Origin of the sequence: Pelodictyon phaeoclathratiforme BU-1 (genome assembly GCF_000020645.1) — a bacterium.
Lineage (GTDB): Bacteria > Bacteroidota > Chlorobiia > Chlorobiales > Chlorobiaceae > Chlorobium > Chlorobium phaeoclathratiforme.
Window position 1 is genome coordinate 2,678,718 of sequence record NC_011060.1, and the last position, 21,448, is coordinate 2,700,165.

The 21,448-nt window shown below is 50.3% G+C and carries 14 protein-coding genes; 9 read left to right on the top strand and 5 right to left on the bottom strand.

Annotation, left to right across the window (positions count from 1 at the left end):
- Window positions 1-239: 239 nt before the first annotated feature.
- The gene (locus tag PPHA_RS12775; RefSeq protein ID WP_012509231.1) at window positions 240-1,169 is read right to left on the bottom strand and encodes an NAD-dependent epimerase/dehydratase family protein; all 930 of its coding nucleotides are present in this window, start codon (window positions 1,167-1,169) and stop codon (window positions 240-242) included.
- The gene (locus PPHA_RS12780) at window positions 1,160-2,416 is read right to left on the bottom strand and encodes a glycosyltransferase family 4 protein (RefSeq protein WP_012509232.1); all 1,257 of its coding nucleotides are present in this window, start codon (window positions 2,414-2,416) and stop codon (window positions 1,160-1,162) included. Before PPHA_RS12780 ends, PPHA_RS12775 begins: the two co-directional genes overlap by 10 nt.
- Window positions 2,417-2,705: 289 nt before the next feature.
- On the opposite strand from PPHA_RS12780, the gene PPHA_RS14760 reads away from it, so the two are divergent.
- Both PPHA_RS14760 and PPHA_RS12795 read left to right on the top strand, forming a co-directional pair.
- Complete coding sequence (locus PPHA_RS14760; protein ID WP_012509233.1) at window positions 2,706-5,576, top strand: class I SAM-dependent methyltransferase; 2,871 nt, start codon at window positions 2,706-2,708, stop codon at window positions 5,574-5,576.
- Window positions 5,573-6,508: a glycosyltransferase family 2 protein gene (locus PPHA_RS12795; RefSeq protein ID WP_012509234.1), complete on the top strand. Its 936-nt coding sequence runs from the start codon at window positions 5,573-5,575 to the stop codon at window positions 6,506-6,508. Before PPHA_RS14760 ends, PPHA_RS12795 begins: the two co-directional genes overlap by 4 nt.
- Before the next feature lie 104 nt (window positions 6,509-6,612).
- Here the strand turns inward: PPHA_RS12795 and PPHA_RS12800 are convergent, their stop codons facing one another.
- Window positions 6,613-7,518 carry a lysophospholipid acyltransferase family protein gene (locus tag PPHA_RS12800; RefSeq protein ID WP_012509235.1) on the bottom strand — a complete coding sequence of 302 codons (906 nt, stop codon included), beginning with the start codon at window positions 7,516-7,518 and terminating at the stop codon, window positions 6,613-6,615.
- A 120-nt stretch (window positions 7,519-7,638) separates the two neighbouring features.
- Between PPHA_RS12800 and rfaE2 the strand changes: the two genes are divergently transcribed.
- The 6 genes from rfaE2 (at window position 7,639) to ptsP (ending at window position 17,931) form a co-directional block, all read left to right on the top strand.
- Entirely contained in the window at window positions 7,639-8,151 is a 513-nt protein-coding gene (gene rfaE2, locus PPHA_RS12805) for a D-glycero-beta-D-manno-heptose 1-phosphate adenylyltransferase (RefSeq protein ID WP_012509236.1), read from the top strand.
- A complete protein-coding gene (locus PPHA_RS12810; RefSeq protein WP_012509237.1) occupies window positions 8,138-12,673 on the top strand; it encodes a translocation/assembly module TamB domain-containing protein in 4,536 nt (1,511 codons plus the stop codon). The genes rfaE2 and PPHA_RS12810 overlap by 14 nt, the downstream gene beginning before the upstream one ends.
- Before the next feature lie 63 nt (window positions 12,674-12,736).
- Entirely contained in the window at window positions 12,737-13,972 is a 1,236-nt protein-coding gene (coaBC, locus tag PPHA_RS12815) for a bifunctional phosphopantothenoylcysteine decarboxylase/phosphopantothenate--cysteine ligase CoaBC (protein ID WP_041526906.1), read from the top strand.
- Window positions 13,973-13,986: 14 nt separating this feature from the next.
- Complete coding sequence (locus tag PPHA_RS12820; protein WP_012509239.1) at window positions 13,987-14,598, top strand: uracil-DNA glycosylase; 612 nt, start codon at window positions 13,987-13,989, stop codon at window positions 14,596-14,598.
- A 15-nt stretch (window positions 14,599-14,613) separates the two neighbouring features.
- Window positions 14,614-16,137 carry a replicative DNA helicase gene (gene dnaB, locus PPHA_RS12825; protein WP_012509240.1) on the top strand — a complete coding sequence of 508 codons (1,524 nt, stop codon included), beginning with the start codon at window positions 14,614-14,616 and terminating at the stop codon, window positions 16,135-16,137.
- A 9-nt stretch (window positions 16,138-16,146) separates the two neighbouring features.
- Window positions 16,147-17,931 carry a phosphoenolpyruvate--protein phosphotransferase gene (gene ptsP / locus PPHA_RS12830; RefSeq protein ID WP_012509241.1) on the top strand — a complete coding sequence of 595 codons (1,785 nt, stop codon included), beginning with the start codon at window positions 16,147-16,149 and terminating at the stop codon, window positions 17,929-17,931.
- Here ptsP and PPHA_RS12835 read toward each other — a convergent pair.
- Both PPHA_RS12835 and PPHA_RS12840 read right to left on the bottom strand, forming a co-directional pair.
- Entirely contained in the window at window positions 17,928-20,045 is a 2,118-nt protein-coding gene (locus tag PPHA_RS12835; protein ID WP_012509242.1) for a peptidylprolyl isomerase, read from the bottom strand. The two genes, ptsP and PPHA_RS12835, sit on opposite strands and share 4 nt — an antisense overlap.
- Before the next feature lie 25 nt (window positions 20,046-20,070).
- A complete protein-coding gene (locus PPHA_RS12840; protein WP_012509243.1) occupies window positions 20,071-20,733 on the bottom strand; it encodes a protein-L-isoaspartate(D-aspartate) O-methyltransferase in 663 nt (220 codons plus the stop codon).
- A 91-nt stretch (window positions 20,734-20,824) separates the two neighbouring features.
- On the opposite strand from PPHA_RS12840, the gene PPHA_RS12845 reads away from it, so the two are divergent.
- Complete coding sequence (locus tag PPHA_RS12845; RefSeq protein WP_012509244.1) at window positions 20,825-21,403, top strand: GIY-YIG nuclease family protein; 579 nt, start codon at window positions 20,825-20,827, stop codon at window positions 21,401-21,403.
- Window positions 21,404-21,448: the final 45 nt, after the last annotated feature.

A 21,448-nucleotide genomic window follows, 5' to 3' on the forward strand; every position in this document is an offset into this window, starting at 1 on the left:
AAAAAGAAACGGGGAAAAAAACGAATTAGCCCCTGATTCAATGTTCACTCTCCAAGCAACCATTCCACCCGGCAGGAGCAACCGGGCCGCTCTTCAAATGCCACAAAAATATCCATCTAATTTCAACAATAGTAAATATACTGCTCTTGAACAAGAGTTTGTCAATAAAATAGCATTTTCATGGTTTTTTATAGACGGCAGTTATTAAAAAAAGGGCACTCGATACTCATCTATCACTCTTATCGGTGACAATTCTTTTGGTTACTGAACATTGCACGAATCCCTTCTTCAAGATGAAGCTGCGCCCGCCAGCCCAGTTTTTGTTCTGCTTTTGAAATGTCGAGGAGGCAGCAGTCCGGCAGCGTTTGATTTTCAGGCAGTTCTTCACTCTGAATAGGCAAGTCAGAACCGCTTATTGTACGTATCAGAGCAAGAATTTCCATGACGGATGTTTTTTTTCCGCTGCCGATGTTGAAAATATCAAAGGGTGCGGGATTTTTCAAGGCCAGAACAAGGGCTTGTGCTACATCTGATACGTGAACATAGTCCCGAATGTTTTCAGGGTTTCCCAGCAGTCGCAACGGCAGCCCCATGGTGGCTCTTGAAACAGCAGTACCAATTAACCCCTGCATTCTCAGAGGCGGGAGCAGCGCTCCATAGGCATTTGCAACGCGCAGTATGGTTGCACGCAAAATCCCTTTTTCAGCAGCCGCATGCAGATAGTGTTCAATGGCCAGTTTCTGGATTCCATAGATGAGCGAGGGGGTGCAGGGATCCTCCTCTTTTGATGGATGGTGATCGAGGGTGCTGCCATAGACGGCGCCGCCGCTGCTGATATAAATGACATGGGGGCAGCGACCGGTTTTTTCGATTGCCTGTATTAACTGGAGTGATGGAAGCAGATTGACGACGGCGTCAGCCACAAGGTCTTTGCCTCTCATGAGGGGTGTGCTTTCATGCGCCAGATGCATGATCACATCCTGACCGTTCACCAGAGCATCACAAACCGCACCATCCGATAAATCGCCCTTGATGCAGTTCTCTTGTGCGCTGTTGTCTGGCAGAGTGTTCCTGTACAGAAGTGTCAGTTGATGCTCTCCGGCCTGCCTGAGAGCTGTTTGTGCTGCAGAACCAATAAGACCTGCTGCTCCGGTTATTGCTATACGCATAGGGTCTGCTCAAGTTCTGTCTCAATTTGTGAGACCATTTTTTCAAACGTAAACGCTGAGGCCCGCCCGGTTGCGGCTCGAGAGAGTTGCGCACGGAGTTGATCGTTTCTGATCATTTCGACAACCTGGCGCTTCAGGCTTCCGGCATTCCCGGCTTCAAAGAGCAGCCCGGTTTGCCGATGCCCGACAATTTCAACATTTCCTCCTGCTGCGGAAGCAACGGTGGGGATTCCGGCTTCGAGCGCAAGGATCAGGGTGAGGGAAAAGGGTTCGTAGAGTGAGGGAAAGAGGTAGATATCGAATTGCTGGAAAAGATCAAACAACCCGGTCTCCGGTACCGGCTGACGAAAGATCAGTGACTGCTCAAGCCCCAACCGGGCGGCAAGATCGTCAAGGCGCTTTTTATAGCTCTTGTCCTGTGTGTCGCCAACAATGGTCAGGGTAACCCGTTGCTGGCGGCAGGCACGCTGAATGCCGGCAAGCGCTTCGAGAGCGGTATGCACTCCCTTGATATCAACAATTCGACCGGCAAAGAGAAGGCGGACTTCACCCTCTTTGACAAAGGTTGTCCGATCCTTGCGTTGGGCTTCGGGTTTATGCAGAAAATGCACTCCGTGATAACAGATGGCGCTCCCCTCCTGAAAGGCGCATGAGGCGTCTTCGTAGAGATGCATCATAAATTTGCTTGCAAAAATTGCACGTCCCTTGATGCTCATGACGGTGTTGCTGCTTTTTTTCTTTAAACCGCCAGGGAGCATTCGGTTGATGATTCGAGTGATAACTTTTTTTTTAAAGACCTCTCTGGAAAAGTACTTGCCTATGAATTCGGGATTAAGAAACAGCAGCATCCAGTTGTCGGTCAGCAGGTAGAGTTTCGGAAGTGCGCTCTGTTGAATCAGATCAAGAAAACCATGATTGAAAAAATAGAGGTTCCAGACAAAGAGCAAATCGGGTTCTGCCTCCTCAACAAGCTTGCAAAACTGCTCTTCATTATGTCGTTCCCATTGGCCCCGTTCTTCGAGTGATGCTTCGAAAGGCTTATAGATTGCCCCTTCAGTTGCAAAGAGTTTCAGCGTCCTGATGACCCGTTGTCCCCTGATTTCCTCATGACCTCCTCCATAACTGCTGGTCAGAACGGTAATGTCGTGCCCGCGAGCGTGCAGCGCCGATGCCATGTCAAAGCAGAGGCGTTCATATCCTCCAATCACGTTGGGCGGGTAGAGATTGCTGATGAAGAGAATTTTCATTGGCACAGAGAGGGACAGAGAGATGATTTCACCCGTGAGTTTGTTACCGGTGAATATATAAAATGAGAGCTTTCAGAACAATGGAATTGCATCTGATACTCTTCCCGTTTTGCGGCAGAAAATTTTTCGGTTCATTGTTCTCTCTTTAATGTTTTGGTTTGTATTTTCTGCAACTGCATCTGTTGCTGAAAGAGGGAAATAACCGGAGTCGGGATAAGGTTCGGTGACTGGCCGTTTACGGCGCTGGCGGATGTGATCGTCATATTATTTTAAAGCGTTAGCCAACATCATGGAAGAGATTCTTTCACAAGCTTCACTGCTGCAACCACACCATCTCCAACTGCCGCTGAGCTGGGCCGGGCACATCCCTTTGGCCTTCTGGCTGATTGATGTAACAAGGCCTGCTCTTTTTGTTGAACTCGGCACGCATACGGCCAACTCCTATTTTGCTTTTTGCCAGAGTGTGCAACAGCACCATCTCTCTACGCGATGCTACGCCGTTGATACCTGGAGAGGCGATGAACATGCGGGCTTTTACTGCGATGAGGTGCATCAGATGGTGGAGGCTTATAACCAGACACACTACCACGCCTTTTCGTCGCTGATGAGAATGACTTTTGATGAGGCGCTCCCCTTTTTCAATGATGGATCAATCGACCTGCTTCATATTGATGGTCTGCACTCCTATGAGGCTGTCCGTCACGATTTTGATTGCTGGCTGCCGAAAATGTCGGAGAGGGGGGTGGTGCTGTTTCATGATATCAATGTCAGGGAGAGGGGATTCGGGGTCTGGAAGCTTTGGGATGAGCTTTCGGCTCTTTATCCGAATTTCTCTTTTGAGCATTCGCATGGTCTCGGGCTCCTCTTTACCGGAACAAGAGAGTCTGAGAGGATGCGCAGGGTGCTCGAGGAGTGGGCGTCGGATGAGAGGGGCGTTCTGGTCAGGAATTTTTTTGCTACGACAGGTGAGCGCATTGTGCTGGGTTATCGTACCTCTGAGCTGACAGAGAAGCTGAAGCAACTTAGCCGTGACCATGAACAGCTTACTCGTGACCTTGAGGAGCGGGAGAAGCAGATCACAACTCTGGACAGCAATCTGCATCTGCTGGAAGCCCAATTTACGACTTTGAAAAACGATTATAACCGGGTCATCCGCTCAAGCGCATGGAAAATGACTAAACCCGTTCGAAAACTATCGAAATCGTTTAAAAAGCGATCACGAAAAGTGCGAAATGTGCTTTTTACATTCCTTGCCAAGCACTCTCTTACAGCGGGTTACCTCTCGAAGCTTGACCCCCTTTTTCATCTGCGGCGGTTATGCCAAACATTGTACAAAGATGTGACTGCCCGGAAAATTGTCGTTATTGATGCTTTAACCCCCACACCAGACCAGGATTCCGGATCGATCGATACGTTCCTCTCCATGCAGGCGCTGGTCGAACTTGGCTATGATGTCACCTTTATACCCGCAAACCTTCTCTACCGGGAGAGGTACACTGATGATCTGGCATCGCTCGGCGTTCATTGCCTCGACAATCGCAATATCAGTTCCATTACCGATTTTTTTGTCGTTGCCGGACAATATTTTGAGCTGGTGATGCTTTACAGGGTGAACGTTGCTGATGCTCACCTTCCCGCTGTACGTAAACATGCTCCACAGGCCAAAGTCATTTTTAATACGGTTGACCTGCATTTTTTGCGTGAAGAGCGGAGTGCCGAGCTGGAAAATTCCAGCCAGCTCAGGAAGAGGGCAAAAAAAACAAAGGCGCAGGAGTTCGCGCTGATGCGCGCTGCCGACGCAACCATTGTTCTGAGTTCTGCAGAACTTGAACTTGTCCTGAAAACGGATCCTTCTGTGAAGGCTTATCTCCTTCCCTTTTTTCGTGATCAGCCGGGCCGCACTCTTCCTTTTGCAGAACGGCGCAATATTGTCTTTATCGGCAGCTTTGAACACCGGCCAAACGTCGATGCTATAACTTATTTTATCAGTGCAGTATGGCCTCTTGTACGCCGAAATATTGCTGATGCTGACCTGCTGATCCTTGGCAGCAATCCCTCTGAGGAGGTTTATGCGGCGGCGCAGGGTGACCCCCGGATAACGGTCGTTGGCTTTGTACCTGATTTGGGTGATTATTTTCATTCCTGTCGTCTCTCTGTTGCACCGCTCAGGACAGGAGCCGGCATTAAAGGGAAAATTGTCACAAGCGCCAGTTTCGGCGTGCCTTGTGTAGCAACCTCCCTCGCTGTAGAAGGAATGGGGCTGACTGCGGGCAGAGAAATTCTCGTTGCCGATGGAGATGAGTCTTTTGCTGACGCAGTCGTCAGGCTTTATACTGATGCGTCGTTATGGCAGGAAATCAGTGATCATGCTCTTGTTTTTATGGAGCAACAATTTTCCTGCGCTGCAGGAAAAGAGAGACTGAAGGCGTTTCTCGCTTCCCTGCTTTCCGTGAAGGAGGTGCAACAAGCCTCTGAAGCGCTCTCCCCACACTCTGTTGCATTTGCGTCAAACGATGCATCGTGTAACGCTCTCTCTCTTCCTTCCCCGGTAGCAAACGATTCTGACAAAAGAATGAGGATTGTTGTGGAGGTACCCTCTTTTGAGAGGGGCTCTCTTGAAAACCCGCTGCTCGATATGGTGCTTGCTTTTGATAAAGCGCTCTTCGAGTGTGCAATTCTTACACCAGGAACAATGGGTGACTTCAGCGCAAAAGCAGAATCAGCAGGAATTACGGTTGTACAACTCCCGAAAATCAAGAGCGCTTTTGCCTATAACCGTTTTTTGAAAAAATATTGTCCGCAGTTGTCGATATCGCAAGGTTCGTATCTGGGGTATCCGTTTTTTGAGGCCTTGTCGATACCAAATATCACGCTTCTTGATGATGCCTTCGTGAGTGACTGGCAGCGGAATGATTTTCCCGGATTCAAGCCCTGTGTTGATACCTATGTTGCTGCTTCACGAAAAAAGGCTGACTCTGCAGAAAAGATCCTTGGCATTCCTGGCGAAAAAGTTGTTGTAGTTCCCAATGGGGTAACTGTTTGCGAAAATGAGGGGAGCGAGAGTCAGAACGCAGACCACCACGATTCATTTAAGGATGTTGTAGCGCAATACGAGAAGTTGATGATCAATGTGATTCACAATAATCATGTCCCGATATGACGCACATGGATAACCCGTCAATCAGTGTTGTGCTGCCGTTGTACAACCATGCTCACTACATTGCTTCAACGTTGCAAAGTGTTTTGGAGCAAACTTCTCCTGTTGATGAAATCATTCTGATTGATGACGGTTCAACCGATAACGGCTTCAGCATAGCATATAAAATGCTGAGAGATGAGCCAAGGGCAACACTGTTGCAGCAAGAAAACTGCGGCGCTGAGAAGACGTTGAACAGGGCAATAGGGCTGTCGCAAAGTGAATTTATTGCGGTGCTTAATACCGATGATCTTTTTTTGCCAACCAAAATAGAGCGCTGCCGGAACATTATCTGCAATCATCCGGAAGTTGATTTTGTCTGCGGCGGAATCGGCATCATTGACGAAAAGGGTGGGCGGCTCTCTGACGGTGAAACCGTTGAATGGCTGCAAAGGGCATCAGCATTCCAGAAAAAGTGCAGGACTCTTGATCTGGCTTTTTTGAATGAAAATTCGGTGACATCGACGTCGAATATGTTTTTTTCGCGTGAACTGTGGAGAAAGTGCCAGGGATTTCAGCCGTTGCGCTATTGCCATGATCTGGATTTTCTTTTGACTGCACTCTGCCATCACTGCGTCATGATCGACATGGAGCAGACGCATATCCTTTACAGGGTACACCGAAAGAACACCATCAAGGAGGATCTCCTGAAGGTACGCCTTGAAGTGGCTGCTGTGATGGCCAATACCATGAAAACAAACAGTGCCCGATTACTTGATGCTGAGCGCCTCTCTTCCGACCTCCCGCTGATTTCAGAAATACTGAGGTCAAAAAACAATGCTGCACTGCTCGCGACGCTCCAACTGCTGCGCAACAACTGTTCTGACCGTCACGATTTTTATACGCTGCTCAAGAATCCAAAAACCTCGGAGTGTCTGATACAACAGTTTATGTAGACGTATGGAACCATCCGGAAACGGACGCATTCCTGCAAATCAGAGCGGATGATGGTATCCGTAATATTTCAGAATAGAGCGTTGCGTTCATCAAAAGATTTCGTTTACAACTCCATCCTTTTCCACCGGTTGTGCAGCCAGAACCACTCTTCAGGGTATTGATAGATAGAGCGCTCAAGTACTTTGGTGTATCGGCGGGCAAGTTCTTCGGCGTCCTCTTTGCTGGTACCGAGATCGCTGTATCCAATCTCTTCATAATCGACCTTATAGCGGCCATCTCCCGTTCTGCGGCACATGGCAGCAAAAAGCGGTACCCCTGCTTTAAGGGCAAGCCAGGCGGGCCCGAGAAAAACGGAGGTTCGACGTCCAAGGAACCCGGTAATAAAGGAGCCCCCGGGTGCAGACTGGTCGCCAAGCATGACAAGAATCTCTCCCCGGCGGAGCGTTCTCAGCCCCTCGCGAAGAGCCTGCCCGTTGTAGATGACCCGGTTGCCTTGCATGGTTCGCCAGGCGTTGATCTGGCTGTCAATCCGGGAGTTTTTCAACGGTTTTACTACGATGGTCAGAGGAGCAACCAGCAGGCCGGAACAGAGACCGAGCAGCTCCCAGTTGCCAAAGTGGGCTGAAACGAGTACTCCTCCTTTTTTATTGCCAGTGGTTTTTGCAAGAAAATCAGCAGCATCAACGTTGAGGAGATGGCGTGCATCGTCCGCTGTTTTGATCATGGGAAGACGAAGCATTTCAATAATATTTTCAGCCTGGTTGCGATAAACCCTGGAGGCAATGGCTTTGATTTCCGCGCTGCTTTTTTCGGGAAAGGTGAGCGCAAGATTCCCGGTCACAAGGGAGCGCCTTGTTTGAAGGATGTAAAAAACAAAATCACCGAGGAGATGGGCTATGGCGGTTGAGCGTTTGCGACTGATGTTTCTGACAAGCGCTCCAAGCATCATGATGAGCCAATAGAGGGCTTTCTGTGAAAATTCCCCGTTGTTTCTCCCTCTTCGCTGCATAACAATGATCTCTGTTTTACCATGCGGACAATCGAAGAGTATACGCTAAATTGGAAAAAAATATCAGATATTTATCTTTTACAGCACTTGCCGTTCACGGCTGCAGATAACGTGACCATCATGACAGGATCCAGCAAGGTAATGAGCCCATGTGAGGCGCTTGAAAGAGTGCGGGCATGGCAGGCCTCGGGAAAAAAGGTTGTTTTTTCCAATGGCTGTTTTGATCTCCTTCATGCCGGGCATGTCGAGTATCTGACGGCGGCAAGGAAACTTGGCGATGTGCTGGTCATTGGCCTCAACAGCGACGCTTCGGTTCGTCGGCTCAAGGGGCCGAGTCGCCCGGTCTGCTGCGAAACCGACCGCGCTACGGTGCTCTCGGCCCTGGAGGTTGTTGATCTGCTCACCCTCTTTGATGAGGATACGCCTGAAGAGCTGATTGGCACGCTGCTGCCTGATATTCTGGTCAAGGGAGCCGACTGGGCCGTCGAGCGTATTGCTGGAGCGCGGGCGGTGCTTGAACATGGCGGGGCGGTGTTGACGCTTCCCTTGCTCGAAGGACGATCAACAAGCGGGATAATCGAAAAAATCATCCAGCTCTCCTCTCAATCGGCGCACTGCAGTGGAACAATTTAAACACTATAGCCTCAGAGTGCTGACAGCGTTTTCGGCACTTCTGCTTCTGCTGACGCTCACTTCGCTTATTGTGCTGAACAGCGGCATGGTTGACCGGTTTGCCAGGGAGCGGGTTATCGCTCTTTTTAATGAAAAATTTTATGGGCGCCTTGAGTTGCAGGAGCTGCACCTGAAGTTTCCAAACCATGTTACCCTTGTCAATCCGCGCGTTTATGGCCCGGGGGAGAGGCTGGCAGCTCTGGAAGCAAGGAGGATTTCACTCAAATTCAACATTCTTTCGCTCCTTCAGCCTGAAATCAGAAAAATATCTGTCCGTCGCCTGACGGCTGATTCCCTGAATGCACGGGTTGTTGAGGGAAAGAACGGGAAACTCAATCTTGAACTTGCGTTCAAATCCCGTGACCCTGATTCGACAAAGGGGCCACTCGATCGCATTTTCTGCAAAAACCTGCGCATCACCAACGGAAACCTCTCCTGGTACGGAGCGCAGGGCCGTTCAGGGAGTTTGCCGCTTGAGGTGAAGAGTATAACGGCTGAGCTCTCTTCCTTTACGGTCAAGAAAAAATTTCTGAACGGAACAATTGAAAAACTGCAGCTCGATATCCCCCGGCAGCATCTTTTTCTCCGACAGGCTTCAGGTAAATTTCTCTTTTCTGAAACCCGTTCGGAGCTGCTTGGCTTGAAGGTTGCTGCTAACAGAAGCCATGCGAAGCTCTCGGCCACGATTGATCATTTCAACATTTTTTCACCGCAAAGGAAAAAAGAGCTTGCCCTTGCCTCTTCGTTTCTCAATGTTGAGGAGCTTGCCTTGCAAAGCGATGACCTGAAGCTCTTCTACCCGCCTCTTGTTCTGCCTTCCGGGCTCTATACCTTCAAGGGAAATGCGCGGGGAAAAAAGGAGCATGTTGAGCTCCTCGATGCGCTTCTGACGCTCGACAAAAGCCGCCTGGCCGTCAAGGGTGAGTTGCTGAACCTCTACAACAGGAGCGCCTTTGCTTATGCGCTGCAATGCGACAGCTCAAAAATTGCGGCGCCTCTTGTTGAGTCGTTCCTGAAAGAGGCGCCCCTGAAGGAGATTGCCCACAAAATCGGCGACATTACCTTTCTTGGCAATGCAAAGGGTACCCTGCAAGCGGTCAAGGGGGAGATGACCACTCTCTCCCGGCTCGGAGAGCTCTCGCTGAGTGGCGAGGCCTCAGGGGTGGCGCCGGATGCTTTCACCACCAAAGGCACCTTTGCGTTGAAAGGGTGCAAGCCGCACCTCTTCCTGCAACCGGAGAGCGGAAAAAGCCTGCTGAACACCTCGGGCAGTTTTGAGGCTCAAGGAAGCAGCCGGGAGATCAGCCAGTTGGCGCTTGATATGCAACTGACGGACTCTTTCTGGCTGAATCAGCCCATTAAAGAGGGCTCCATCGTGGCAAAGTATGAGCGCCGGTTGCTCAATAGCTCTCTCTTTTTGCGTAATAATCTGACCACGCTCAATCTTGAGGGTGAGATCAACTGGAAGGAGGGGGTGCCGCACTACCAGGCTTCCGGTAAAAGCACAGCGCTTGATCTGTCGAAACTCTTTGCTCAAAAGGTGGTTACAACCGACCTGAACAGCCATTTTGCGGTGCAGGGGTCAGGATTTGATCCTGAGATGCTCAATATTGCAACCACGTTGCAGTTTTCACCCTCTTCCATTAACACGCTCCAACTGAAAGATCGTTCGAAAGTCTCTGTTGCCATTGTTCAGAATGCCACCTCTTCGCAAACGAGCATCAGAAGCGATTTTCTTGATCTGCTTGCTGAGGGGGATTATAGCTTTAAAGAGCTGATGGCTTTTGGTGATGTTGCCATGTCAGCCCTCAGACGGGAGATAGCGACACAAAATATCTGGCAGGCAGCTCCTCCTCTGCCTGTTACCGGAATAGAGAGGCTCCGGAAGGCTTTCACGGTCAAATACAGCGTCACGGCAAAGGATATCTCACCATTGGTGCTGCTCTTTCCTGTTCAGGGGCTTACCTTGCAGGGAAGCGCTGAGGGAATTGCTTCATACCGTAATGGCCAGTGTTCAATCGGCAGCACAATAAACCTCCGCAGGTTGCTCTCCCATGAGGATATGGCGGTTGAAAATCTCTCCATGAAGGCCGATCTGGTTTGCCAGGGCAACGGGGTTCCGAAAGCCTCTGTAACCGGCAGGGCTTCCTCTATCACCATCGCCGGTAAAAAAGCTGGTGAAACGACCTTTTCCGGCCTCTACACGCCATCGTCTCTTGCAGGTACCATTGAGCTTGCCATACCCGATCCTCTGCAAAGACTCTCAACAACATTTACCGTAACAAGAGGAAACCTCAACTATGACCTCCTCTTTTCGCGCCTCTCCCTGAAAGATCATACCGGTATCTGGCAGGCGGAGGAGAACTCACATCTCCTGATCGGAAAAAACGCTGCCCGCTTCAACCGTTTCACCATCGCCAAAGGTCAGCAGCGGGCCGTATTGGATGGCGAACTGAGCAACGTCCAGCCGGGCAGTTTTCAGTGCACGTTGTCTCATATGGAACTGAATGAACTGCAGCGATTTGCCCTTGATCCCTCTCTCGACAAACTTTCCGGAACCATCAATGGCTCTCTGCTGGTCAGTGGAAGCCCTGAGGCAAAAACAAGCAAGCTTACCCTGAACGGGCAGAATATCCGTTATGAAGAGATCATGATCGGTACCCTGCAGGCAACAATCATCCATAGCGGAAAGCAGCTTCGTTTCGACTTGCAAAGCCACATCCCGAAAGGTGACAGCAGCAGCGGAGAGGTAAAACCCTCCATGAACACTCTTGAAGGCAGCGGAACCATTCCTCTTGCCATCGGCTACTATCCCCTCTCTTTTCGTCTGACGGAACAGGCGCCCATCAGTGCATCGTTTCGTTCTGACAATCTTTCGGCACAGTTTCTTGAGTACCTGCTCCCCTTCTTTGAATCGGCAGAGGGTATTGTGCCGACAACACTCAAAATCGAGGGCAGAACACCGAAACCGGAGATCTATCTGAGCAGCCGCCTGAGCAATACCTTGATTAAAATAGCGCCCACGCAGGTCTCCTACCGCCTCAACGGCGAGATTTATGTCACCCCGAAAGCTGTTGAACTGCGCGAAATGACGCTGCATGACAACGGCAGTGGAGCGGGTGTCATCAATGGAGTGGTGCGACTTGAACAACTCAAACCAACGGGGCTGGAGCTCACGGGCCGATTGAACAGGCTCCTCCTGTACAATAAAAAAGACAAGGGAGATGAGACCTCGTTCGGCACCATCACCGGTTCTACCCGTAATATTGTGCTTCGCGGCACGCTCTCCGAACCCGTTATCGAAGGTGAGCTGAGGATTGATGCCGCTGATTTCTCACTCTACCGAACGGGAGCAAATGAGGGGACAAAGTATGTGGGTGTTGAAAAGTTTATTGAATTTATACCCCGATACCCTTCAGCAGCAGCTTTGGAGAGCAAAAACGGGACAAGAACAGCAGAACCTGCAGAGTTTTATCACTCTCTGATCGATATCCTGCAGATAAAAAACCTGCGGCTCAGCAGTAGTGAACCACTCAAGTATACGGTTATTTTTGATCGCCTCAGAGGCGAACAGCTTGAATCGTCCATCAACAACCTCTCACTGATGGTGAGTAAATACAACCAGCGCTATCAGCTCTTTGGTTCGGTCAATATTATTGGCGGCAAATACAAATTTTCCAACTCGAACTTTGATTTGCAGGATGGAGGAAGAATAAGCTGGAACAGTGTCGATATCCGGAACGGCGTGATGGATAATCTCTATGGCAGTAAATATGTAACCGCATCAAACCAGCAGAGCGGTGATCGCGATAATGTAAAACTGCTGCTTGCCATTACCGGTACACTGAATGAGCCTCAGATCGCCATGGGCTACTACCTTAATGAGCAGTCGCTGCCCTTTGCATCGCTCAACATGATCGGCGGGCAGACGAGCCAGATCGACCAGAACGCGGAGCTGAATGTTATCTCTCTGCTGCTCTCCAAACAGTGGTATGTCCGGCCGGGCAGCAGCCTGCAAAGCGGAAATCTTGCCGTTTCAACCGCTGGCCTCTCAGCCGGTACCGGAATTTTGTCGTCAAGGATTTCACGCTTCATTCAGGATATCGGTGGACTTGAAAGTTTCAATGTCAATGTTGGCGTCGATAAACGCGGCGCCTTGAGCGGACTCGACCTTTACCTTGCTCTCAGTGTTCCGGGTACGGGCGGAAAAGTGCGCTTTATCGGGACGGGAAGCTCTCCCGTCAGCGGGGAGTCAACTACTGCAGATTATTACGGTACGGCTCAGAAGATTGAGTACCGTATTACTCCAAAAGTCTCTCTTGAGGCCTCCCGTTCTTATGGGCAGAATGTCAGTACAACTTCGAACAGCAATCTGCAGAAGCCTGCCGAGACCTGGGGAGTGAGCCTCTCCTACAAAGAGCGTTTCCAAACCTGGGATCAATTCTGGAAACGCATCTTCCCCTCTTCCGACAAGAAGAGATAAATTCCTTTCGGTTTTTGTAAATTGGCGGAAAGAACCATTCAGCAACAAACTCCGGGGGTAACCATCTTGAGGGGAAAAAACATCATCGTTGGCATTTGCGGAGGCATTGCTGCCTATAAAATACCGCAATTGGTCAGGCTGTTAAAAAAACAGGGGGCCAACGTCAGGGTGGCGCTGACGGAGGGTGGCGCCCGTTTTGTGAGTGAACTCGCACTTGCAACCGTTTCGGAAGAGAGGGTCTATCGCAAAATCCTGCCCCCGCTGGAGGAGGAGGGGATGGATTTCACGCGCCATATCTCTCTTGGGGAGTGGGCCGATGCCCTTGTTATCGCACCGGCTACGGCAAATACGCTTGCAAGGCTTAGTGCAGGTCTTTGCGACGATATGCTTGCCGCTCTTTTTCTGACGCTTCGTCCAGCCAAACCGGTGCTGATTTTTCCGGCCATGGATGGCCAGATGTTTCTGTCACCCTCGGTACAGCGGAATATAGCAACCCTTGCAGCCCAGGGCTGCCTTGTCACCAACCCTGAAAGCGGTGAGCTTGCCTCAGGGCAGTGTGGCGTTGGCCGAATGCCCGAGCCCGAGGCCATCCTTGCCGCTCTTGAGGCGGCGCTGCACAACTCCGGAAGCTCTCCGCTTCAGGGAAAATCGGTCGTGATCACAGCAGGGCCAACTCGCGAAAAAATTGATGGCGTCCGTTTCATCTCCAACTACTCTTCGGGAAAAATGGGTTTTGCCATCGCTCGTGCTGCCGAAAAACGCGGAGCCCTCGTCACGCTCATTACCGGACCGGTTCATCTTCCTGCACCTCCCGGCGTAGAGCGTCTTGATGTTGAAAGCGCTCTGGAAATGAACGCTGCTGCCGAAGTTTTTTTCGGAAAATGCGACCTCTTTATCGGCGCGGCTGCCGTCTCCGACTATCGCCCCGCAACACCCATTGAGGGAAAAATTAAAAAGGGTGCTGAGAATATTGAGCTGACCCTTGTTAAAAATCCGGATATCCTTGCCGGATTTGGTCGGCAGAAAAGCTCCGCTCAGCTTGCGGTGGGATTTGCCCTTGAAACCCGCACAGGCCTGGATAATGCACGCAAAAAACTGGCAGAAAAAAATCTTGACCTTATTGCCTTTAATTACTTCGATCGCAAAAATTCGGGTTTTGATGTCGATACAAATATTCTTACCCTGATAGGATGCGATGGGATGACAACGGAGCTCCCTCTGCTGACCAAAGATGCTGCTGCTGAAAAACTTCTTGACGCCATAGAACAGCTTTGCCTCGAAAGAGCCCTTAACCTCTGAAATAATTGATCGTCATGCCACCTGTTTCATGTGTAGAAGAGCCAGCTTCATCATCGCAGGAGCTTGCTCTGCTCTTCGAAACTGCCAGGAAATGCAGAAAGTGCCAGCTTGCTGAAACAAGACTGAACTTTGTTTTTGGTGAGGGAGACCCTGCAGCAAAACTTGCCGTTATCGGCGAGGCTCCAGGAGCCGAAGAGGACGCTTCAGGCAGGCCCTTTGTTGGACGTTCAGGCCAGCTCCTCGATAAAATCCTGCAGGCTGCCGGATTCAATCGGCCAGAGGTCTATATTTGCAATATCCTGAAATGCCGCCCCCCCGGAAACCGTAACCCTTTACCGGATGAGATTGAGAACTGTATCCCCTGGCTTTTGGAACAGTTGCAGATAGTCAATCCAAAAGTGATTCTGATTCTCGGCAAGGTTGCGGCAAACACCATTTTTGAAAACAAGCTCTCTCTGGGCTCCATGAGAGGAAAGGCAATAAAATGGAAGGGGTATGACTGTTTTATTACCTATCATCCGGCGGCTTTGCTGCGTAACCCTGAGTGGAAAAGGGGATGCTGGGATGACATTCAATTGATGATGCGCCATTATGCGACAATCTGCTGCCAGAATAACTGTACCTGAACATTATCATAAACCATGATCAAGAAAGCGCCGCCTGCCATAGATTTCAGCAAGGATATCGATTTCAGCAAGGAGAGCCGTTTGCCTCCCTACTCAACGGAAATTGAGCAGGAGGTTCTTGCCTGTATTCTGCTTGAAGATGAGCCGATTGAACAGGTGATCCAGATTTTCGGCGATAACGGTGAGGAGGTCTTTTATGAGCGGCGCCACCAGATTATTTTCAAGGCGATGATGCAGCTCTACCATAAACGGCAGGCTCTCGACATTATTACAGTCAGCGAGGAGTTGCTGAAAATGAACGAGCTTGAGCCCGTCGGCGGACGCCACTACCTGGCTGAACTTTCGGGCAAGGTAATCAGCGCTGCAAATATTGAATATTATGCGCGTCTGGCAAAGGAGAAGTACCTGTACCGGCGCATGATCTCCATTTCGGCTAAAATTTCCGGTGTAGCCTACAGCTCATCGATGGATATTTTCGATCTTGTCGAACATGCCTCACAGCAGTTTTTCAATATCTCCCAGGCTGGTATCAAAAAGAAGGCATCGCTGATCAAGGAACTGATCAAAAATGGTATCCATATGCTTGAGAGCCTCAGGGCATCTCAATCTTCCGTCACTGGCGTTGGATCGGGATTTTCCGAGCTTGATCAGCTTACAGCCGGATTTCAGCCCTCCGACATGATTATCATTGCAGCAAGACCTTCGGCGGGAAAAACGGCGCTGGCGCTTGCTGTCGCCCGTAATGCTGCCGTGGATTTCGACACCCCGGTGCTTTTTTTCAGTCTTGAAATGGCTGAGGTACAGTTGGCCATCAGGCTTATGTGTGCTGAAGCCTATGTTGAGTCGCAGCTTGTCCGAACGGGCCGGATAACGCCTGAGATGATGGGCCGAATCATCAACAGCATGGACAAGCTCAATGAAGCGAAGCTTTTTATTGACGATACCGCCGGTATCTCCATTATGGAACTTGCCGCAAAAACCCGCAGGATGAAGCAGGAACACAATATTGGCATGGTTGTTGTTGATTACCTGCAGTTGGTCACACCGGTCAGGGATGGCAGAACAAACCGCGAACAGGAGATTGCACAGATATCCCGCTCGCTGAAGGCGCTGGCAAAGGAGCTGAATATTCCCGTCATCGCCCTGGCACAGCTCAACCGTTCTGTCGAACAGCGCTCAGGAGACCGCAGGCCTCAGCTCAGTGACCTCAGGGAGTCGGGCTCTATTGAACAGGATGCTGATGTGGTCATGTTCCTTTCCAGACCGGAAATGTATGGCAAACAGACTTTCGAGGATGGCTCATCGACAAAAGATGTGGTCGAAATAGTCATCGGCAAGCAGCGAAATGGCCCGATCGGAGATATACGATTGTTGTTCCTGAAAAATTATGGCCGTTTTCAATCCACAGCCAACAGCTATGTTACCGGTGGCGAAGGATCGACAGCTTCCGGAAATCAGGATCATCATACAGCCGCATTGCCGGAAGCAGGAAAATCAGTTATCACCCAGTTTATCTCTCAAGACGACGCACCTTTTTAAGCCGCCATTATGCCTGAAAATAAAGAACAACTGAACTCCGGATGCGAAACACCAAAGGAGGAGCCCACTGTGAAAAGTACCGAAACGACCTACACCGGAATTGGCGCATCGAGAGGAATTGCTGTCGGAGAGTGCTACAGCTTCGTCAAGGAGGAGAGTAATCATGAAATCAGGGAGCTGAATGACAAAAACACGGGTGAGGAGATTGAGCGTTTTCTCTCTGCCCTGCACCGGTCGGCACATGAACTGAAGAAAATTGAGCAGGTAACGATAAGAAAACTGGGAAAGGGCTACTCCAATCTCTTTGAGGCCCAGATCATGATACTGCAAGACCCGGTGCTGATTGATGCCATTGCCGGACGTATTCAATCAGAACACAAACCGGCGCATTTGGTCATTGAGGAGGAGTTCGATCAGTATCTTGAAAAATTCAAAAATTCCGACGACCTGATTTTCCAGGATCGGGCTGATGATCTGCACGATATCAAAAACCGGATTATCAGAAACCTGCACGTCAGAAAACTGCATTCATGGATACCTGAAGGGGTAATTGTTGCTTCAAACACTCTCTCCCCTGCTGATATCATTCTTTTAAGCCGCAGCAATATCAAGGGATTTATCACCGATACAGGGGGGAAAACTTCGCATATCGCCCTGATATGCCGCTCTCTGAACATTCCCATCATTGTCGGGCTTGGCAATATCTCCCAGAAGGTATCGACCGGAATGCCGATGATCATTGATGGAACGACGGGAACCGTGATTACGAATCCTGAGGAAGAGACTCTTGCTCGCTACCTCAGAAAAAATGAGGAGGCTCAAAAAAGTGATGCCGACAGCTCCCTGATGGCCGCGCTTCCTGCTACAACAAAGTGCGGTGTCAGAATCACCTTTTATGCCAATATTGACTTCAAGGAGGAGTTGCAGGCTCTGACTGCTGCCGGCGCTGAGGGAGTGGGGCTGTTCAGAAGCGAAAATCTCTTTACCGAGGGAACAAAAGTTCCCAAGGAGTCTGAACAGTACCATTATTACCGGGAAATGGCTGAGGAGATTGCTCCGATGCCTCTTGATATCCGCCTCTTTGATATTGGGGGTGACAAGCTGATGTACTCTCCGGTCAAGGAACAAAATCCGAACCTCGGCTGGAGGGGTATCCGGATCCTGATTGATCTGCCGGAAATACTTGATGCACAGATCCGGGCTGTCATCCGGGCTAATGTCCATGGAAACCTTGATATCCTCATTCCCATGATCATCTCGGTCGATGAGGTACTTAAAGTAAGGGCAATTGTCGATCGCCACTATGCGGAGCTTTCCAGTGAGTGTAATTCGCAGGTTGAAAAACCGGGTATCGGCGCAATGATCGAGGTACCTGCGGCGGTCGAACTCATTGATGAAATAACGCGGTGTGTTGACTTCATCAGTATCGGCACCAATGACCTGACGCAGTACACGCTTGCCGTGGACCGCAACAACGTTATCGTGCAGGATCTCTTTGAAAAATTTCATCCGGCGATTGTCCGCCAACTGCACCGGGTGATAGCAGTTGCCCACAAAAACCATTGCAAGGCGATGATTTGCGGCGATATGGGTTCCGACCATCTCGCCCTGCCTTTTCTGCTGGGCTGTGGACTCAGAAAATTCAGTGTTGTCGCTTCGGATATTCCGAAACTCAAATCACTGGTGTCGCGCTACTCCATTGCTGAAACGGAAGCACTCGCACGCGAGTGCCTCACGTTTGGCAGCTCAGCCGAAATCAAAGCCTGCATGGAGGCTTTCGAGGCAGCTCATTAATTCGAGATTCGGCCCCAGGGATCGATAACTTTCTTGCGCAATGATGCAATATACTCCGCAAAGAGCTGCTCCTGTTTTGCCCGGAGCAGTTGGGGGGCTATAGCGCTTTTTTCAGCCTTTCTGTTCAGCCCTGCGGGAACTGTTTTACTCGACAACAACACAAGCGCGGCACCATCGCTGGTTTTCAGTGGAGCCGAGAGCTTTCCGGGAACAAGAGCCGACATGCCTTCCACCAGGGAACGGTCAACACCATAGCCGGGGATTGCGCCGTTGCTCCACCGGATACTGTCGGCCACCACAACCTTCACTCCGGCATGGGATGCCGCTATCTTTTCAAGCGTCACTCCAGGCACCGCTGCCATTGCTGCAAGTTTTTTCTCCAGCAGAGCCTCCTTTTTCTTCCGCACCAATTCGGCTGTAATCCTTGCTTTCAGCTCCTTGTCAAGCAGACGATATCCGGTATCATTCTTGCCGGTCAGACGCATGACATAAAAACCTTTTTCCGTTTCAAGAACATCCGAAAGGTCACCCTCTTTTGCCTTGAATGCAAATGTTGTCACCGCTTCTCTGTAGCCAATCTGGGGAATCGGCATATGCTTGTTGAAGTCGCCGGTCTTGCCGATGGGCAGCTTTGCGCTGGCAGCGCTCTTGTCGAAGCCCTTCTCAGTGGCATTAATCTGAAATGCCGTTGCAAGACGCCGTCCGCTGTCGACCGTCTCCGTCGATGGCCTGATGTTGCGCACAATCTCGGAGCAGAGGGCGGCTTGCGTATCAAAACCGGTCACCTTGATAATATGCAGGCCAAACTGGGTCTGAACAGGTCCGATGACCGAACCGGGACGCGCACCAAAAACTGCTGCCGCGAATTGCGGTACCATCCGCTCCTTGCTGAACCATCCGATATCGCCTCCATTAAGTGCGCTGACAGGGTCGGCAGAATATTTTTTCGCCAGAGCATCAAAAGGAGTACCTGCCTGAAGCTGTTTGAAAATAAGCGCTGAAAGCTGGCTCACTCGCGCGACATCTTCACGACTGGCCGGGTTGAAGTGCAAGAGAATGTGCGACGCCCTCGCAACCAGCGGAGCGGATGCGGAAATTTGCCGGATCTTGATCAGACGGTATTCACCCCGGTCGGCTATCGGACCAACAATGGTTCCCGGCTTGAAATTTGGGGAATTAAAAAAGACATCACCTGCTGCCGGTGAAAAATCGGCACGGCTGTACACTTTATTGATCCCTGCAGGACGATCACTCTGCACTTTGACATAGTCGCTGTCATTGACCGATGCGGAAAACTCGGCACGAATGGTTTCAAGTTCAGTGCGAACAGCAAGACTGTCTTTTGATGAAGGAATCAGAGGGAAGAAGACAAAATCTGCTTTTCTTGAATAAAATTGCTTTAAAAGCTCTTTATGTTCGTCGTAATACTTTTTGATCTCTTCTTCCTTTACCGGAAAGTTACTGTCAGGCCCCGCAAAGCTCAGGGGAAAGGGGATAAAGGAGGCTGAAAAGAGGGAATACTGCCGATTGACAATATCGTCAAGCTCCCTGTCGGTGACATGGACAAAGGTCTGAAGAGCCCTGAGCAGCTTGTTCACCTCAAGTTCACGACGGACAATTTTTTCGATCTGCAGCCATAACTCCTTGTTGCGAGGGTCACGACGGATACTTTCGAGTTTGGCTCGATCAACGGCTCCTGTGGCTGGATTGGTGAAATTCTGGCGAATCACCTGGGGGGGGTTGGTGGCGCTGCCCAGGGCATCAACGACCTCCTGATCCTGAACGGTGATACCAAATTTTTTGAGCTGCTGGTCGAGGAGGGTCTGTTCAACCACCGTATTCCATGCCTGCTCCTGAAACTCGAGTTCGTTCTCCGGCATCACTTCAGCTCCCGGATTGCTTCTCCGGAAATTCTCGGTTACCGCCTTGTATATCTCCTCATACTGGCTGTAGGGAATAACCTTCCCGTTGACCTCACCGGCCTGATTCTGTTTCGTACCGCTGTTTCCGGTAAAATCCATACCCCATTCGAAGACAATCAGCGCAAGAAACGCTGCCAACAGGGTGTAGAGTATAATATGAGTTTTATCCCGCAAGCTGGACATTACAGCCATAAATCATCCCTTCTTTAAGATTTTGTTAAAAAACAGTGTCGTCCCAACCTTCCCTGCCAACCAGCGGCACAAACACAAAGCGCTCAAAAAGTTCTCTTTTGAACTCGCCCTCCTCTCTCTTGATAACCGTCATCTGCTGTGCATCACTGCCGCCAACAGGGATAATCATACAGCCGTTTTCGGCAAGCTGCTGCAGAAGCGACTCCGGCGCTTTCGGAGCGCCTGCCGTTACCACAATGCCATCAAAAGGGGCCTCATCCTTCCAGCCAAGCGTTCCGTCGCCAAAACGGCAGGCTATATGCAGACCAAGCCTCGAAAACCGCTGTTGCGCACGCTCATACAAAGCAACTATCCGTTCTACACTAAAAACAGAATATCCGAGGGCATCAAGAATTGCTGCCTGATAACCCGATCCTGTACCAATTTCAAGCACCTTGCCCGAGGGAGAACGCTCAACAAGCAAGCTGGTCATGAAGGCAACCGTATAGGGCTGGGAAATGGTTTGCCCGAACCCGACAGGATAAGCGCCATCATTGTAGGCTGCATCCCAGGCTTCGACTTCAAAAAAGAGATGACGCGGCACCTCCAGAAACGCTTTGAGCACCCGCTGGTTAGTGATACCATAGCGTTTCAGGGTTTCAACCATCTCCCTGCGCCTGAAGTCCAGAAGTTTTTTCCCCTCTTGCATCGATAAAAAGAGAACCCGTTGAATTGTATCTTGCAATCCACCAGACAACCTTCCTGAATGGCTAATATTGCATCAAAAAGAACAAAAAACAATGTCCACAGAGCAGTTTACCATTTTTGGCAGTAAATACCGCTCAGGCTCCTATATCCTCCTGATCCATCTCTCATGCACGCTGCATCTTGCATTCGGCAGGTTTCAGCAGGGAAAACCCTTCACCTTGCCAGAGGGCGACTATCTTTATATCGGTTCCGCTTTGGGCAACAATCAGAATGGGTCTCCGCTTGCAAGGCGACTTATCCGCCATGCATCACGATCAGGGGGAAAAGCGCCCCATGCCATCCAGGCTGCAATGATTAAACTCTTTTCTGAAGGGCATTTCACCGGAAATGGCGCCATTGAAGCCACAGACAAAAAACTGCGCTGGCATATCGACTATCTTCTTGATCACAAAGAGGCGGAAATCGACCATGTCGTCATTATCCGCAACCCGCTGAGAGTGGAGGAACGGCTGGCGGAGTTTCTTGAATCCCTCCCTGAAACCGCTCTCATTGCGCCGCGCCTTGGTGCACAGGATACCCGAAACAGCTCTCACCTTTTGCGGATCACCAATCGTGAACGGATACTTGAACTGCTCCGGCAATCTCTGCCGGAAATGGTGTGCAGCGGGTAACGAACGCTGAAATGAAGGGGTCCCTGCACTGCCATCTGGTGAGCT

What these genes read in the sequence shown, in the direction of transcription:
- PPHA_RS12845 (WP_012509244.1), top strand. Translation starts at nt 20,825, where the DNA reads ATGTCCACAGAGCAGTTTACCATTTTTGGCAGTAAATACCGCTCAGGC.
- PPHA_RS12840 (WP_012509243.1), bottom strand. Translation starts at nt 20,733, where the DNA reads ATGCAAGAGGGGAAAAAACTTCTGGACTTCAGGCGCAGGGAGATGGTT.
- ptsP (WP_012509241.1), top strand. Translation starts at nt 16,147, where the DNA reads ATGCCTGAAAATAAAGAACAACTGAACTCCGGATGCGAAACACCAAAG.
- PPHA_RS14760 (WP_012509233.1), top strand. Translation starts at nt 2,706, where the DNA reads ATGGAAGAGATTCTTTCACAAGCTTCACTGCTGCAACCACACCATCTC.
- dnaB (WP_012509240.1), top strand. Translation starts at nt 14,614, where the DNA reads ATGATCAAGAAAGCGCCGCCTGCCATAGATTTCAGCAAGGATATCGAT.
- PPHA_RS12775 (WP_012509231.1), bottom strand. Translation starts at nt 1,169, where the DNA reads ATGCGTATAGCAATAACCGGAGCAGCAGGTCTTATTGGTTCTGCAGCA.
- PPHA_RS12800 (WP_012509235.1), bottom strand. Translation starts at nt 7,518, where the DNA reads ATGCAGCGAAGAGGGAGAAACAACGGGGAATTTTCACAGAAAGCCCTC.
- PPHA_RS12820 (WP_012509239.1), top strand. Translation starts at nt 13,987, where the DNA reads ATGCCACCTGTTTCATGTGTAGAAGAGCCAGCTTCATCATCGCAGGAG.
- PPHA_RS12835 (WP_012509242.1), bottom strand. Translation starts at nt 20,045, where the DNA reads ATGGCTGTAATGTCCAGCTTGCGGGATAAAACTCATATTATACTCTAC.
- PPHA_RS12795 (WP_012509234.1), top strand. Translation starts at nt 5,573, where the DNA reads ATGACGCACATGGATAACCCGTCAATCAGTGTTGTGCTGCCGTTGTAC.
- PPHA_RS12780 (WP_012509232.1), bottom strand. Translation starts at nt 2,416, where the DNA reads ATGAAAATTCTCTTCATCAGCAATCTCTACCCGCCCAACGTGATTGGA.
- rfaE2 (WP_012509236.1), top strand. Translation starts at nt 7,639, where the DNA reads ATGACAGGATCCAGCAAGGTAATGAGCCCATGTGAGGCGCTTGAAAGA.